This is a genomic window from Hymenobacter koreensis, from assembly GCF_039541855.1.
Lineage (GTDB): Bacteria > Bacteroidota > Bacteroidia > Cytophagales > Hymenobacteraceae > Solirubrum > Solirubrum koreensis.
Genome location: NZ_BAABHA010000002.1, coordinates 64,202 through 79,862 on the forward strand (window position 1 = coordinate 64,202; position 15,661 = coordinate 79,862).

A 15,661-nucleotide genomic window follows, 5' to 3' on the forward strand; every position below is an offset into this window, starting at 1 on the left:
GAAGATACTCCCTGCGGTGATGAACCGGTTTCAAAAGGGCGCGAAATACTACTTCGCGTCGCGGTTATCGGCGTCGTCAATGGTGCCGCCGTCGTTGGCCGAGCTGGGGGCTGAGCCCGCGTTGCTGTACTCGGAGTTGTAAGCCGTGGTGTTCTTGGTTTGATTGGCTTTTTCCTGGTCCTGGCCGCCGCCTTGGTTGCGTTGGGAGGCCGAAGGCTGGTCGCCACGGTTGCTGCTGCCCTTGGCGTTTTCGCCGGAAGCAGCTTGCTGATTCCGGTTGCCGGAATCGTCGGACTGGTTCTTATTGGAATTGCTCATGGCGTATCGGGCTTATTGGTTGTTATCGAGGGTACCGGGGTCTACATTTTCGGCGCCCTGACGCGCCCGTGAGCCGGCACTGGGCATACCGCCTTTCTGCTTGGTATTCTGTTCGGCATCTTCGCGGGCCTCCTCTTTCAGCGGGAACTGGTTCTGGCCGCTGTTGGCTACGCCCACGCGGTTTGCGCCGCTGCTCTCGGAATTGGTAGGATTGGCCTTAACGTCTTTGGGTTGCTTGCTCATGATTGAAAGGTGGTTAGGTGAATGGTGTGGTAGGGTAAAAGTGCGGCAAGGCAGCGACCGGAACCGCTGCCGGGGGTAATTCAATCGGCTTTTACAGCCCGGTTACGGCCCCCGGCTGACCCGCCGAGGTGCCCGTACCAGCAGAGGTGGTGCTGCCGCCCACGTCGCCCTCGGCGGCGTTGCCGGGCGTGTCGTACTCGGTGCCGCGGCTAACGCTGCGGCCCTTGGTTTCGCGGCCGCCCACGTTGCCACCGCTGCCGGAGTTATCGTCGGCGTTTTCGCCGGTTTGCAGGTTCAGCCGGTCGCCCATGCCGTAGCGGCCCTGCGGGTCGCGTTCCTGCTCGCTCGGCGGCTGGCCCGAGGCCGTGGCTTTGGCTTCGTATTCACGGCCGGCTTCGCGGGCATTCATTTCCTGGTTGTATGGCTCTTGGTCGATGGGGTCTTGTTCCATGATGCGGTATCGTCTAATGGTACCTTACCCTATACGACCAGCCGGAAGCGCGGTTCGGCGGGTTGCCAAGTTGTCGGGTACGGGCAGCTTGGCAAGCTTGTGGAGGTCCGCGCCGGTATGGAACCCGGTTCGTCGCCCCTGGCCGAAGCATTTGCCCGCAAAACCGATGCGGAGCTGCTCTACCTCACGCAGCACCCGCAGCAGTTTGCGCCACCGCTAGTGGAAGCCGCCTGGGCCGAGCTGCGTAAGCGCGGGCAGGTTCCCGGCCGGGAAACGCACGCATTGCCGCAGCCTGCGGCCCCGCCTAAGCTGCTTAGCAGCATGGCCGTCACCCTGAGTCTGGCCGGCCTGAACCTGCTGGTCTACATAATGATGTGGGTAACCGGCGTCGACCCCATTTCCCCCAGCGGTGCCGACCTCATAGCCTGGGGCTCGAATTACTCGCCGCTGGTGTGGGCTGGGCAGTGGTGGCGGCTGCTCACCAGTTGCGCGCTGCACGGCGGCCTGGCACACTTGCTGCTGAACACCTACGCGCTGCTGTTCATTGGTACGGTGCTGGAGCCGCTGGCCGGCCGGAAACGCCTGTTGCTAGCCTACGCCCTAAGCGGTGTGGGCGGGGCGCTGGCCAGTTTGTGGTGGCACACGCAGGGCGTGAACAGCGTGGGCGCTTCCGGCGCCATTTTCGGGCTGTACGGCTTTATGCTGGCCTTTGCCGCGCGGGGCAGCAGCCGCCTTAGTCGCTCCGAGCGCAGCGCCCTGCTGGTCCACACGCTCTACATTGTGGGCGGCAACTTTGCCGTGGCCGCCATGCCCGGCATCGACCACGCGGCGCACGTGGGCGGGCTGGTTACGGGCTTGTTGCTGGGAGGCTTTATCGGCTTGAAACGCGCTCAGTAGCGGTTATCACCCAAAGATGTGAGCGAACAATGCTACGGCGCGCTCTAGCTTTGCAACCGTCTTCTAAAGGCACGCGCCTTCTCTCCGCAACAAACTTTACCTCTCACCCCAACATGAAAAAGTTACTACTTTCCCTGTTGACTTTTAGCCTGAGCTTCGCAGGCTTCGCGCAGCAAATTCCCAACGGCAATTTCGAAACCTGGGAAATGCGCAACGGGTTGGAAGCCCCGCGTAACTGGATCAACACCGATGAATTCCTGCGGGCCTTCGCTCCTATTCCCATACCAGTTGCCATTAATACGGTCACCAAAAGCACCGACGCCCGCAGTGGTTCCTTTGCAGCTCGGCTGGAAAATAAAAATATATCCTTCGGCGGTTTGCCGATTGGGGTAGCTCCAGGTATCATGATTTTAGGTACCCGCGTTAACTCCAACTCGTTAGGAGGGTTGCCTTTTACGGGCCGGCCCGCAGCGCTCCAGTTTTCGCATAAGCTTACCGGCCCCAATGCCGTGAACGACTCGGCTTCGGTACAGGTAATTCTGACGCGCACCCAAAACGGCCAGGTTATTCCTATTGCCGGCGCCGACTACCTGTTTACCCAAACCGCTGCCAATTTTACCCAGCTCACCATTCCGCTGGACTATGACTCGAACCTCGCTCCCGACTCCATCCAGATTTTCATCACCTCGGGCGATGCCGAAGACATTACCGCTGGTACCACGCTCATCATTGATGACATAACCATGGTAGGCACGGCCTTGTCTAGCCGCGACAAAGTAGCCGGCGCTTCGGCCCTCACTGTGTACCCCAACCCCAGCACCGACGGCCTGTTCACGCTCGGCGCCGCTCAGGAGCCCGCGCTGCTGAAATCGGCCCTTACCGTGACCGATGCCACCGGCCGCAAGGTGCTTACCCAGCCGGCTGCTTCCACGGTAGCGAACGGCGTGCGCACCCTCGATTTGCGCGGCCGCCCGGCCGGCGTGTACACGCTGCAGCTCACCACGCCCGAAGGCCCGGTGACGCGCCGCCTGGTGGTGCGCTAAGGCGTACCTGCCTCTCCACGCTCATGGCGTAGAGTCCTTCTTCCTTCTGCTTACCTTACCGCCCGGCCCAACAGCCGGGCGGTTTTGTTGTTGGTGAGTGCCGCAACTCCACCAACGCTGGCTGTTGCGGGCGCGTATTGCCTGAGCTTAGCCCAACCCACCGTGTCCGACGCCCTGCCTTCTTCCTCTTCCCATGCCTCCGCGAAATCGGATTCGCCGCGTTGGCAGCGCGTACTGAGCATTTTGCGCCGTACGGTAACGGTTCCGGCCGAAGGCATCGGCTACCTGTTTCAAACCGGCCGCAGCTACCGGCATTTCCTGCTGCCGGCCCTGAACGGTGCCATCGGCGACCAGCTGGAGGCCTCGGGCCACCGCCGCACCATTCGCATGAGCTTCCGGCAAAACGGCCGCGACGTAGCCGTGCCCGACCTGGTGTTTCCCGACGGCGGGCCGCGCCGCACGGTCGTCTTCGTGCACGGCCTTATGGGCGACGAGTACATTTGGCAGCAAGGACCGCCCGACGTGCCGCGCTACGGCCCCCAGCTGGCCCGCGAGGCCGATGTAAACTGCCTGTACCTGCGCTACAACACCGGCCGGCACATTTCCGAAAACGGCCGCGACTTCAGCCGCCTGCTCACCGAGCTGGTGCACACCTGGCCTGACCATGTAACCGATCTGGTACTAGTGGGCCACTCCATGGGTGGACTCGTGATTCGCTCGGCCGGGTATTACGGCACAGCACCACAGGCCGGGTCGGCTGTAACAGACGGCTTAAATCAGGAAGAGGATCATCCCATTCATCAACAGGAAAGCCAGCCGGCGCCCTGGGTTACGCGGGTGCGCAGCGTGTTTTTACTGGGTGTGCCCAACGAGGGCTCGTTCCTGGAGCAAAACAGCTTCCTTACGGCCCTGCTGCTGCGCAAGCTCAACCTGCGTCCCACGCGCTACGTGGCCAACATCATCGACCAACGCTCCAACGGCATCCGCGACTTGCGCCACGCCCGCCTCGTAGACGAGGACTGGCAAAGCCCCCACGCCGACGACCTGCTGCCCCCGCGTACGCCCGTGCCGCCGCTGCCGGGTGTGCAGTACCATGTGCTGGCCGGCTCGCTGCTGAAAAACGCCGAGTCCATTCTGGCCCGCTACTTCGGCGACGGGCTGGTAGGCGGCGGCAGCGCCACGGGCAGCGTTTTCGGACCGCGCACCACGTTTCAGGGGCAAGTACACGTGCGGGTTTTCGGGCGGCAGCACCACGGCACGCTGCTGGCCAACACGGAAGTATACGCCTACCTACGTGAACATCTGTAAGCGAAAAAACGGCCTCCACTTTTTAGTAGAGGCCGTTTTTATTAACTGAATCGAGACTTCAGCTAGGCGGGGTTTACTACCAGCTCGGTGAAGCCAGCCGGCACAATCACCTGCGGCAGCTTCAGGCCTTTCGAGTACGAATCGACCAGGGCAACACCTACGCTCACACCATCGGACAGGGCCGTGAGGCAGGTGGTAGGCAGATGTACAGCGCGCCAGGTCGGTAAGCACCCGTTCGCCCGCGTACTGTATTACGGGGTAGTGCGGGATAACCGCACCGGCTTTTACGTACAGCGGAATGCGCTCCGGCCTGGCGTCAGTCAGACCCGAGGTAGAGCATCAGACCCAGGTTGCTGGTGAAGTAGCCCGGGCGCCAAGGGTTGGGACCGTCGAACAGCCGCTGGTTCAGCCCCGCATCAGCCACAAGATCGAGTTGGCCAGCGAGGCGGTACCGGGCGCTCAGGCCGTACGTAAACTGCACTTCCGTAACGTTCTGGTTGATGACGTTTACAATACGGGGCTGGGTGCCGATGGCGTCTTCCACGTCGTGAAATCGGTAGCGGGCGCGCAGCAGCGCGGGCCCGCCAACGAGGTCGAACTGCAGCCGGTGTCCGGGCTGGCGCGTGAGGGTGTAGCGGGCCCACACGGGCAGGGCAAACAGGTCGCGGCGGTCGTCGGCCCATGTGGATTGGGTGGCCGTTTGCGTCAACTGCCGGGGCGTGGTGTAGCGGCGGTAGCTGGCGCTGGCCTGCAGGCGCAGGCGCCGGGAAAGCCCGTATCCCGCCCCCACCTGCACCGACGCCAACCCGACGGTTTCAAACCCCAACTCGGAGTAGCGCACCCGGTAGGCCTGAGCCGTGAGTTGCAGCTTCACGTCCCACTTTGGCGGCACGGGCAGGGCCTCGGTCATCTCAATGCGCCGCTGGGCGAAAACGGGGCTAGCCGCGGTCCACAGTACCAGGAGCAAAAGCAGGTGTTTCATGGCGTACAGAGAGGGTGCGTACCGGCCGCTTGGCTCAACGGCCACCAACGCGGAAGCGGTAGCGCAGGCCGACGTTGGCGGTGTAGAACTGCAGATTCGAGTTGAAAATAGCGCCCTTCACCCGCCGGTTCAGCGCCAGGTCGGTTACCGCCTCAAAGCGCTTGCCCAACCGGTTGCGCATGCTCACCCCGATGTTGAAGAACTCGTCCGACAGATGCTCTTGCTGCCACACCCACTGTTGCTCTTGCCCTGGTGGCGCCTCCAATGCCACATAGAACTGGTGCTGGTCGCGCAAAAAGGTGGCGCCGGCCACTGCATCAAACTGCGTGCGCCGCGTGGTACGGCGCGTAAGTGTATACCTTCCCCAAACTGGAACGCTCCACCTTCTGTTCATGTCTAATCCGCCCTGCTCTGAGCGGTAAGCCACGCTAATCTGAACACCAACTCTTCGGCTAATCTGATAACCGGCGCCTGCTTGAAGCGGCAGCAAGGAAATCTGATTATTGCCTGTAATTGGATAAACTACCCCATAGCGCTGCACTGTGGCTTGCAGGCGGATATCCCAGCGTAGCGGCTTTTCTTGAGAATTGCTTTGCGGCGCCTCGTTTTGCGCTAGCAGGGGGACGCCACTCAGCACCAAGCTTGTAATTAGCAGATGCTTTCTCATCTACCTGCTTTTTAATACGAAGTAGATGTAGTCCCCGCCGGCCCCCTCGTTGCGGTCTACACCCTCAGGGGCTTGCACGCCATCCACTTTCACCCACCCTGCAGGAGGGGTAATATTTGGACTGTTGCCCGCAATTACGCCCACCTCAATGGGACGTCCGCTGTATCGATGGTCCTTGCCTTGATAGCTCGCGATGAAGCGCCCCCCGGAACCATCATTCAGGTCCGGTTGAATCCAATCGTCAAAATTCGTTGGGCTAGGCGCCCAATTTGGAACAGAAAATCGGGGCCAGTTTTGAAAATCAGCTCCGGACCGCGCTGATTTCGAATAAATTGCCCGTACCGGGCCAATCACATACCGGCCGCTGCCAACGGCAAAGCCATCGGTATTTACTTGGTCTTTTTTGACTTCGTCGCCGTACTGCACCTTAGTCGGGTCCCGCGTGAACGTCAAATAAATGTACTGCCCGCCGGCGCCCTTGTTCAAATCCACCGGGATGATGGTGTACCCCGGCAGGGCCGTCAGATTTGCACTGGAGCCCTTCACAATTTTCAGATCCAGTATGTCGCCCTGGGGGTTACCAGGGCCACTAAAGGAGGCCTGCCCTTCACTTGTGCGGAAAGCCGATACCGTGGCGGGAACCGGGGGCTGGTACCCTCCTCCACCCGGACAGGGAAGATCCCCGCAGTCCAGGTCGTCGGTGGGGCCGCTGGTGGTATAAATCAAGTCGCCGGAAGGCTCCCGCACCAGCCACATGCGCCGCTGGCGGGCATCTATTTTGGGCCACGTGGCGGGGGGGTTAGCCTTGTTACCGCGCACGGCTCCCTTGCGCCAATACTGGCCCAGTGGGTCTTGCTTACGTCCGGTTTCCACGGCTTCCACCCAACGCAACCACGCCTGCTCCCCCTCCGCGGCGGTTACGGCGTTGTGCACATACTGCCCCGCGGCCGGCCGTGGACTTACTTCGGGCTGCGCCGCTTTCTCGCATCCCGTCAGAAGCCCCCCCCCCCAGCATAGCAGCTAGAAGAGTCAATGAGTGACGTTTATTGTACATAACAACAGAAAAAAATGAAACAAAACCGGCAGCCGGATGCCGCCGCGGAAAAAACAACAGGCCTGCCGCTAACAGGTGCGGCAGCTTAACTTAATAAACAGGTGTGTGGGAAAAGGGGCGCGTTGTCGGTGCCTGACCGACAACGCATTTTAGGCAGAAGCGGCCGGTGGTGCAAGTTGAAAGCGAAATTATTTCTACTTGCTGTTTCCCAGCGAAGAAAAGAGCCCGCCGATATTACCCCGCGAGCTTTTGGCCAAGTAGCACAACGGCCGGTTTGCTCAAGCGCCGCCTCGGCTTCAATACCCAGCACCACGGCACGCTGCTGGCCAACACGGAGGTGTATGCCTATCTGCGGGAGCATCTGTAAGCAAAAAAACGGCCTCCACTTTTCAGCGGAGGCCGTTTTTGTTACCTGAATCGAGACTTCAGCTAGGCGGGGTTTACGACCAGCTCGGTGAAGTTTGCCGGTACAATCACCTGCGGCAGCTTCAGGCCTTTCGAGTACGAATCAACTATGGCCACCTCTACGCTTACGCCATCGACCAAGGCTGTGAGGCTGCTGCCAGCGGGCAGGCCGTGCAGCACTACGCGGCAAGTTTGCCAAGTGGGCTGGTAGTCGCCTTCGGTTTGCTGCTGCAGCTTGAGGTCTTCAGCGGTGCCCTCCACGGTGTAGCGGCGCACGGTAGCTTGGCCGTTTTCGTAGCCGTAACCGTCGCCACCGTCGTCGTACAACGTGCTGGTTTCCTGGCCTTCTTTGTGGTACACGTGTAGCGTTAGCTCGGTAAGCTCCCGCTCGCCCACGTACTGCATTACGGGGTAGTGCGGGATAACCGCGCCGGCCTTCACATACAGCGGAATACGCTCCAGCGTGGCAGCGGCCCACACTTCGGCACCGCCTTCGCGCAGCTCATCGGTCCAGTAGTAATACCACTGGCCTTTGGGCAGGTACATCCAGCGGCCGTCTACGCCGGCCTGGGTTACGGGGCACACCAGCAGGTGGTCACCCACGCCAAACTCGGCCATGCGCTGGTAGGTTTCCAGGTCGCTCTGGTCGAGGTACGAGAGGGGACGCAGAATAGGCGTGCCGGCCTGCACGTACTGCCAGAAAGCGGTGTACATGTAGGGCAGCAGCTTGTAGCGCAGCTCAATGAAGCGCTTGGCCAGCAGGGCATATTCTTCGCCGAATGACCAGGGCTCCTGGTCGCCGTGGTCACCGGAGGAGTGGGTGCGGAAGAACGGGTGGAAGGCTGCCAGCGCCACCCAGCGGGCGTATAGCTCGCCGTCGGGGGTGTTGATGAAGCCGCCCACATCGGAGCCTACGAAGGAGAAACCCGAGATGCTCAGGCGCTGGCACTGGATGTTGGCCAGCCACAGATGCTCCCAGGAGGCCACGTTGTCGCCGGTCCAGCCGGAGGAGAAACGCTGTCCGCCCGAGTAAGTGCTGCGCGTAATGGTGAAAGGCCGGTTGGGGTAGCTGAACTGCTTCACGCCATTATTGGTGGCGCGGGCCATTTGCATGCCGTACACGTTGTGGGCTTTGGCGTGCGAGCAAGGGTTGCCGTCGTAATCGAAGCGCACGTCGTTCGGGAACGTGCCTTTCTCGAACACGGCCGGCTCGTTCATGTCGTTCCACACGCCGCGCACGCCCACTTCCTGGATGAGGCCTTTGAACAGGCCAGCCCACCATTCGCGCACGTCGGGGCGGGTGAAATCGGGGAAGTTGCAGAGGCCGGGCCACACAGAGCCCTTCATCAGCGGACCGTCGGCGCGACGGCAGAAATAGCCGTTTTCCAGGCCCTGCTGGTACACGTCGTACTCCGGGTCGATTTTGATGCCGGGGTCGATGATTACTACCGTCTTAAACCCATCGTCGGCTAGCTCGCGCACCATTTTGGCGGGCTCGGGAAAGTGCTCCTTGCTCCAGGTGAAGCAGCGGTAGCCTTCCATGTAGTCGATGTCGAGGTACAGCGCGTCGCAGGGAATCTGGCGCTTGCGGAACTCGGCCCCGATGCCGCGGAACAGCTTTTCGGGGTAGTAGCTCCACTTGCACTGGTGGTAGCCCAGGGCCCAAAGCGGGGGCAGCTCGGGCGTGCCGGTGAGCAGGGTATAATCCTGGCTGACTTCGGTGAGCGAGGGGCCGTAAATGAAGTAGAAGTTCATTTCGCCGCCGTGCGACCAGAAGCTGGTGACGTCGGCGCGCTCGGCCGCGAAGTCGAAGTAGCTCTTGAAGGAATTGTCGAAGAAGATGCCGTAGGCCAGCTTTTGGTGCAGCGCCAAGAAGAACGGAATGTTCTTATAGAGCGGGTCGGAGCCCTTTACGTAGCCGTAGGTGTCGGAGCCCCAGTTGCAGAAGCGCTGCCCGCGCAGGTTCATGTTGGCAGGTTTGTCGCCGAGGCCAAAGTAGTGTACGCCGGGCTGCACCTGCTGGCTCATCTTCACGATGTCGTTGCCGGTCTCGTAGTCGTACTCCCAGTGGAAGCCTTTCTCGTACTCGCAAAGCACCGCGCCCGAGCGGTTCAGCAGCCGCACGTGCAGGTTATCCTTGCCGATGGTGCAAATGACGCGGCCGGTGGTAAGTCGGTAATGGTCGTCTTTCTCCACGAACTCCAGCTGGGTGAGCGGCTGCCGCGCGGGCACATTGCCGTCGAAGGCGTAGCTGAAGTCGGGGGCAAACTGGCCGTCGGTGGCATACCGAAAGCGGAGGATTTTATCGTTGATGGCCTGCACGCGCAGGGCCACGCCGTTTTGGCAGGTGAAAAGAAATTCAGCGGCGGCCTCGTTGGCGTCGCAGCGGATTACCTGATCGGGAAAAAACTCGTGCTTGGCTTTTTCGGCCAAGTCGTTGATCATGTAATTGAGTTCCTGAATCGACTCGTCCATGGTAGCTCAGGTTCAGGGGGATGGAAGGTCAAACGAAAGCCCGTCGGCTGGGACGGGCTAAATTAAGTCCGCAAGTTAACCACGAAATCCAATGAATATATTCGAACCTAAATAGCAGTCCACGTCGGTTCCAATGCATATTGCAAGCTATGGCTACTTCCTCTACGTCTGTTGCGCTGGTTCTGGGCTGGGACGAAGCGGCCGAGGCGCTACCCACGGCGCAGGCCCTGGCCCCACGCACTCAGGTTCAGCTTTGGCTTCCTCAGCCGCTTGCCGCCGATGCCACACTAGGCGCGGTAGCAATTGAAGTGCTGGACGGCACCGGAGCCGCGCCCCGCTCCCGCCCGGCTGCTTCCCGTCAGGCGCCGGCTGCTCCGTACCTCGGCGCAAGTTCCCCGGCCGGTAGCTCGCAGCCCGTACGGGTACCTGCGGCACCGTATCTGGGTTCTGGCCTGCCCCCAACTCCATCCTACGCTGCCCCGCAACCGGCACTAACGGCTTCCCCGGCTTCGCTTCCGGCCGAGGCCATTTCCCTCGTGGGCGCTGCCGAAGCGGGTACCGAACCCGGCATTAAGGAGGCTGCCGAGCTGAGCAGCGACTTACCCACCCGCCGCCACGAACTACCAGCGGGCCTGCCTGCCGATGATGCGGAACCCGCCCGCACTACGGCCGAAACGGCCGAGTTATCGACCGAGCAGTCCGAGTTATTGGCCGAACAGCCCGTGCCGAGTGGCATGGCAGCCTCGGTATTCGATATGCTGCCCGGCAATGCTACCGATCAGCTGAACTACCGCATTATTCAGTACGCCCGCCACGCCGTGCGCCGTGCCCTGCAAATGCAGTTTGAGGTGATTGTGGCCGTGGAATGGCCTACGTGGCTGGCCGCCGTAGAAATTCGGCAGCAAACCCGCCGTACGCTGGTGCTGCGTGTGGGCGCTTCGTCTATTACAGAACACAGCGCCGCTGCCGACCGCGGCTGGATTGCCGAGTTGGAACGCCTGGCGCTGCGCCACGCCGATGTGTTGCTGGTGCCCGATGATGCTACCGCCCAACGCCTAACGGCGCAATACCACATTTCCGCCGGCCGTTTCCGCGTGCTACCTCCCAATGCAACGCCTGATTTCACGGCTGCACTGGTCCTCGACGCTCAGCTCGCCGGGCTTGGCTAACTTTGCGGGCTACTCCCCTTCTTTTATCGCATGAACACTCCTGCCTCTACCGCTTTCGAGCCCGAACATACTTTTGAAGCCGTCCTCGAACTCGACAGCGAACATGGCGGCGTGTTTATCATCGTGCCGTTCAGCGTGCCCGAGGTGTACGGCACCCGCGCTCAGCTGAAAGTGCAAGCCACCATCGACGGGTTTCCGTACCGCGGCAGCCTTGCGCCCATGGGCGACGGGCAGCACCTGCTTATTATTACCCGGCAGGTGCGCAACGCCATTGAGAAAACCTGGGGCCACACCGTAACCGTGGCACTGGCCAAAGACGTGAACCCGCGCGTGGCGGAAGTATCCGACGACTTCGCCAAGGCCATGACCAACGCCGGTGCGCGGCAAAAATTCGACGACCTTTCTTACACGCACCAAAAGGAATTCACCCGCTGGATTGAAGCCGCCAAGAACACCGAAACGCGCTACGAGCGAATGAAAAAGGCGGTAGAAATGATTTTAGCGGGCAAGAAACGCAGTTAGGAACCACACTGCCAAACGGCGCGAGTGGCGCGGAACCGGGCGGGGCCGGCAAGCTAAGCTTGCCGGCCCCGCGTCGTTGAACGGAATCGTTGCTGACGTCCGCTTCTCCCGCTTGGTTAGCCGCCTTTGCGTTTGGAGGGCGTGAGGTCCAGCACTTGGGCCGTGCGGCTGGGCAGGTACAAGCTCAGGAACGGGGTACCGTGCTCGTCGGGCTGCGTAAAGTGTTGAATGCTGGTACCAATGCGGTCGAAGCCGCCGAAGGCAGCACTGTCGGAATTGAGCACCGGCGTGTAGACCCCGGCCGTGCCAGCGAAGAACCGGTAGTCGGGCAGGCTGCGTTCGGGGTGAAAGTTGAAGGCGAAGATGAGGCCGCCGCGCTCAAAGCAGAGCACTTTGTTGTCGTCGTCGAGGTGGAGCAGGCGGGCCGGGCCGGCGTTCAGGAAGTGCGCACGGCGCTCCAGACCAATCATGGCTTGGTCAAATTGCAACCAGGCGTGAAAGTAGAGGTCGGGGTTATCGGCCAGGCTCCATTGCCGGCGGGCGTAGTGGTGGCTCCACTGGTTGCCTTCGCGGGGGAAGTCCACCCATTCGGGGTGACCAAACTCATTGCCAATAAAGTTCATGTAAGCCTCGCCGCCCGCGCCCAGCGTAACCAGCCGAATGAGCTTGTGCAGAGCTATGGCACGTCCGGTTTCGAGGTCGGGTGTGGCGGTGCGTTGCATGCCGGAGTAAATGCGGGCATCGAGTAGCCAGTGGGCCAGGGTTTTGTCGCCTACCAGAGCTTGGTCGTGCGACTCGCAGTAGGCCACGGTTTTCTCACCGGCGCGGCGGTTGGTCAGCTCGTGCCACAGGCCGCCGAGGCTCCAGTCTTCGTCGCGCTGGTGCTTGAGCTGCCGAATCCAGTAATCGGGCAAGCCCATGGCGAGGCGGTAGCCAAACCCCAGGCCGCCCTCGGCCACGGGCCGGGCCAAACCGGGCATGCCGCTCATGTCCTCGGCAATAAGCAAGGCCGATTTCTTGATGTCGCGCACCAGTGAAGTGGCCAGCTGCAGGTACAGCACCGCATCGTCGTCCACCTCAGGCCCAAAGTATTGGTCGTACGCGCCGAAGCCCACACCTTCGCCGTGGTGGTGGTAGAGCATGGACGTAACGCCATCGAAGCGGAAGCCGTCGAAGTGAAACTCTTCGAGCCAGTAGCGCAGGTTGCTGAGCAGAAACTGTTGCACCTCGGGCCGGCCGTAATCAAAGAGCAGCGAATCCCAACCGGGGTGCTGCCCACGCGGGCCGGGGTGGAAGTACAGGGCGCCAGAGCCGTCGTAGTTGCCGAGGCCTTCCGCTTCGTTTTTCACGCTGTGGGAGTGCACTACGTCCATTACCACGGCTAGGCCGCGGCGGTGCGCTTCGTTCACCAAGTATTTCAGGTCTTCGGGCGTACCAAAGCGGGCCGAGGGCGCGAAGAAATTGGCTACGTGGTACCCAAACGAGCCGTAGTACGGGTGCTCGGCCACGGCCATCAGCTGCACTACGTTGTAGCCTTCTTGCTGAATGCGGGGCAGAACGAGGTCGGCAAACTCCCGCCAGGAGCCCACGCGCCCTTCTTCCAGCGCCATGCCCACGTGGGCCTCGTAAATGAGCGGCTCCTTCACGAAGTTGTTTACCCGAAACTGCTGATCGGTCCAGGAAAAGGCTGCTTCGGGACGCCACACCTGGGCGGCGAAGTCCTTGGTGTATTCGTCCTGCACGGTGCGGCGCACGGTGGCGGGCAGCCGGTCGCGGTGGCCGTTGGCGGCGTGCACGTGCACTTTGTAGCGCGAGCCGTGCACGAGATTGGGGAAAGTTTTTTCGGCCAAAAACACTTCCCACACGCCGTCGGGCCGGCGGGTGAGCGGGGTGTAGCTTCGGTCCCACTGGTTAAAGTCGCCGGTCAGGAACAGGGCTTGGGCGGCGGGGGCCCACTCCCGGAACCAGTAGCCGCGGCGGCGGGCATCGTAGTGCAGGCCGAGCTGCTGGTGGCGGCAGGCGTAGCGCGTGAGCGAGCCGCATTCGGCCTCAATTTCCCGCAGGCGCTGGTGCAAACGGTCGAGGCGGCGCTGAAGAACGTCGGCGTAGGGGGCTAACCAGGGGTCTTGCTGCACCAGCGGCAACAAAGCGGAAGCAGCTGGCGAAGCAGTGGCGGAGGCAACGGTTTCCATCGGTGTAGGGGCAGTTGGGTTCGGGCAAAGCTAACAGCTTGGGCGAGGTAGCAGCGGCACGGCCGAACAGAGCGTGGGGGTTTCGCGGCGGCCCGGGCTGCGTATCTTGGTGGCTGATGCTCGTCCCAATGTACTCTTCCCGCTTCATTTGCATCGGTCTGGCTGCGTTCCTGGCGTGTGCTTCACCGGCCAATCAGCCGCACAGCAGCTCGAAAACCAATACGGCGGCCACGCCCCCGATTACCGCGGCGCCCGTTGCCGCGGCCCACGCCATGGTAGTTAGCGCCCACCCCGAGGCTACGCGCATCGGGCTGGACGTATTGCGCCGGGGCGGTAATGCCTACGATGCCACCGTGGCCGTGCAGTTTGCACTGGCCGTGTGCCTGCCGGTGGCAGGAAACATTGGCGGCGGCGGCTTTGTGGTGTATCGGGGAGCTGATGGCAGCGTGGGCGCCCTCGATTTCCGCGAAACGGCCCCGGCGGCGGCCTCGCGGGATATGTACCTCGATGCGCAGGGCAACGTGGTGCCCAACCTCAGCACCACCGGGCACCGGGCCGTGGGTGTGCCAGGCTCGGTGGCGGGCATGTGGGAGCTGCACCAGAAGCTGGGGAAGCTGCCGTGGCAGGAACTGGTAGAGCCCGCCCGGAACCTGGCTTTCGAGCTGCGGCTTACGGCCAAAGAGGCGGAGGGCCTGAACGGCCAGCGCGAAGCTTTCAAGCGGCTGAACCCCGATGGCACCGTGTACCTGCGCCCCGATGGCCATAGCGACGACCTAGGCGCCGGCACAGCGTGGCGGCCCTGGCAAGCCGGCGACGTACTCCGCAATCTGCCCTTGGCTCGTACCCTGGATTTGATTCAGAAGCAAGGCCGCGTGGGCTTCTACCAAGGCCGCACTGCCGAGTTGCTGCTGGCCGAAATGCGGCGCGGCCACGGCCTCATCACGCAGCAGGACCTCGATGCCTATCAGCCTAAGTGGCGCACGCCCCTGCGCGGCCGCTACCGCCAGTACGAAATCATTGGCATGCCCCCGCCCTCGTCCGGCGGCGTGGCGCTGCTGCAACTGCTGCAGATGCTGGAGCCCTACGATTTGCGCAAACTCGGCTGGCATTCGGCCGAAGCGGTGCACCTGATTACCGAAGCCCAGCGGCGCGTGTACGCCGACCGCGCCACCTACCTCGGCGACCCGGATTTTGGGCGCGTGCCGGTAAACGAGCTGCTCGATGCGGCTTACCTGAAGCAGCGCATGCAGGGCGTAACGCCCGCCGGCATGGCCACACCCTCGGCGCAGATGCAGGCCGGCGCCGGGTTGCCCGGCTACGAATCGGACCAGACGACGCACTACAGCATTGTGGATGCGCAGGGCAATGCCGTGAGCTGCACCACCACGCTCAACGGTTCTTACGGCAGCAAAGTGGTGGTAGCCGGCGCGGGCTTTCTGCTGAACAACGAAATGGATGATTTCAGCGCCAAAGCCGGCGTGCCGAACATGTACGGCGTGATTGGCGGCACGGCCAACGCCATCCGGCCCGGCAAGCGCATGCTCTCGTCGATGACGCCGACCATCATGACCGAAAAAGGCCAGCTGCGGCTGGTGGTGGGTACGCCGGGCGGCAGCACCATCATTACCTCGGTGCTGCAAGCCGTGCTGAACGTGCTCGATTACAGCCTCAGCCCCCAGCAGGCCGTGGCCGCGCCGCGCCTGCACCACCAGTGGCTGCCCGACCACATCGACGTGGAAGCCGGCGCCCTCACGCCCGCCGCCGAAACCGAGCTACAACGCCGCGGCCACCGCCTGAACCCGCGCAGCCCCTGGGGCCGCATCGACCTGATTGAGCGCCGCCCGAACGGCCAGCTGGAGGGCGGCGCCGACCCGCGCGGCGACGATACGGCAGCGGGGTATTAAGTTGCGTTGTTTATTTAGCTTGCTCAGCGTT

Annotated in this window: 14 protein-coding genes; 6 read left to right on the plus strand and 8 right to left on the minus strand. The window is 62.2% G+C overall.

Going from position 1 to position 15,661, the window contains the following annotated elements; all coding sequences use genetic code 11:
- Window positions 1-48: 48 nt before the first annotated feature.
- From ABD903_RS03175 to ABD903_RS03185, 3 genes are all read right to left on the minus strand, one after another.
- Window positions 49-318: a hypothetical protein gene (locus ABD903_RS03175; protein ID WP_345221330.1), complete on the minus strand. Its 270-nt coding sequence runs from the start codon at window positions 316-318 to the stop codon at window positions 49-51.
- 12 nt (window positions 319-330) lie between these two features.
- Window positions 331-561 carry a hypothetical protein gene (locus tag ABD903_RS03180; protein ID WP_345221331.1) on the minus strand — a complete coding sequence of 77 codons (231 nt, stop codon included), beginning with the start codon at window positions 559-561 and terminating at the stop codon, window positions 331-333.
- Window positions 562-652: 91 nt separating this feature from the next.
- On the minus strand, window positions 653-1,012 hold the full coding sequence (locus tag ABD903_RS03185; protein ID WP_345221333.1) for a hypothetical protein: 360 nt from the start codon (window positions 1,010-1,012) through the stop codon (window positions 653-655).
- A gap of 99 nt (window positions 1,013-1,111) precedes the next feature.
- Here ABD903_RS03185 and ABD903_RS03190 point away from each other — a divergent pair, with 99 nt between their 5' ends.
- The 3 genes from ABD903_RS03190 (at window position 1,112) to ABD903_RS03200 (ending at window position 4,260) form a co-directional block, all read left to right on the plus strand.
- The gene (locus ABD903_RS03190; protein WP_345221335.1) at window positions 1,112-1,909 is read left to right on the plus strand and encodes a rhomboid family intramembrane serine protease; all 798 of its coding nucleotides are present in this window, start codon (window positions 1,112-1,114) and stop codon (window positions 1,907-1,909) included.
- Between the two features lie 113 nt (window positions 1,910-2,022).
- Entirely contained in the window at window positions 2,023-2,952 is a 930-nt protein-coding gene (locus ABD903_RS03195) for a T9SS type A sorting domain-containing protein (protein ID WP_345221337.1), read from the plus strand.
- Between the two features lie 162 nt (window positions 2,953-3,114).
- Window positions 3,115-4,260: an esterase/lipase family protein gene (locus ABD903_RS03200; protein WP_345221339.1), complete on the plus strand. Its 1,146-nt coding sequence runs from the start codon at window positions 3,115-3,117 to the stop codon at window positions 4,258-4,260.
- Window positions 4,261-4,576: 316 nt separating this feature from the next.
- On the opposite strand, the gene ABD903_RS03205 is transcribed toward ABD903_RS03200, so the two are convergent.
- From ABD903_RS03205 to ABD903_RS03220, 4 genes are all read right to left on the minus strand, one after another.
- Entirely contained in the window at window positions 4,577-5,242 is a 666-nt protein-coding gene (locus ABD903_RS03205; protein WP_345221342.1) for a hypothetical protein, read from the minus strand.
- Window positions 5,243-5,276: 34 nt separating this feature from the next.
- On the minus strand, window positions 5,277-5,555 hold the full coding sequence (locus ABD903_RS03210; protein ID WP_345221344.1) for a hypothetical protein: 279 nt from the start codon (window positions 5,553-5,555) through the stop codon (window positions 5,277-5,279).
- Window positions 5,556-5,909: 354 nt separating this feature from the next.
- On the minus strand, window positions 5,910-6,782 hold the full coding sequence (locus ABD903_RS03215; protein ID WP_345221346.1) for a hypothetical protein: 873 nt from the start codon (window positions 6,780-6,782) through the stop codon (window positions 5,910-5,912).
- 610 nt (window positions 6,783-7,392) lie between these two features.
- Window positions 7,393-9,843, minus strand: coding sequence for a glycoside hydrolase family 31 protein (locus ABD903_RS03220; protein WP_345221348.1), 2,451 nt, complete (start codon window positions 9,841-9,843; stop codon window positions 7,393-7,395).
- 149 nt (window positions 9,844-9,992) lie between these two features.
- Between ABD903_RS03220 and ABD903_RS03225 the strand changes: the two genes are divergently transcribed.
- Window positions 9,993-11,012, plus strand: coding sequence for a glycosyltransferase (locus ABD903_RS03225; RefSeq protein WP_345221350.1), 1,020 nt, complete (start codon window positions 9,993-9,995; stop codon window positions 11,010-11,012).
- 30 nt (window positions 11,013-11,042) lie between these two features.
- Entirely contained in the window at window positions 11,043-11,534 is a 492-nt protein-coding gene (locus ABD903_RS03230) for a YdeI/OmpD-associated family protein (RefSeq protein ID WP_345221352.1), read from the plus strand.
- 116 nt (window positions 11,535-11,650) lie between these two features.
- Here ABD903_RS03230 and ABD903_RS03235 read toward each other — a convergent pair whose 3' ends face one another.
- Window positions 11,651-13,726, minus strand: coding sequence for an alpha amylase C-terminal domain-containing protein (locus ABD903_RS03235; RefSeq protein WP_345221354.1), 2,076 nt, complete (start codon window positions 13,724-13,726; stop codon window positions 11,651-11,653).
- A 128-nt stretch (window positions 13,727-13,854) separates the two neighbouring features.
- On the opposite strand from ABD903_RS03235, the gene ggt reads away from it, so the two are divergent.
- Window positions 13,855-15,630: a gamma-glutamyltransferase gene (gene ggt / locus ABD903_RS03240; protein ID WP_345221356.1), complete on the plus strand. Its 1,776-nt coding sequence runs from the start codon at window positions 13,855-13,857 to the stop codon at window positions 15,628-15,630.
- Window positions 15,631-15,661 lie beyond the last annotated feature (31 nt).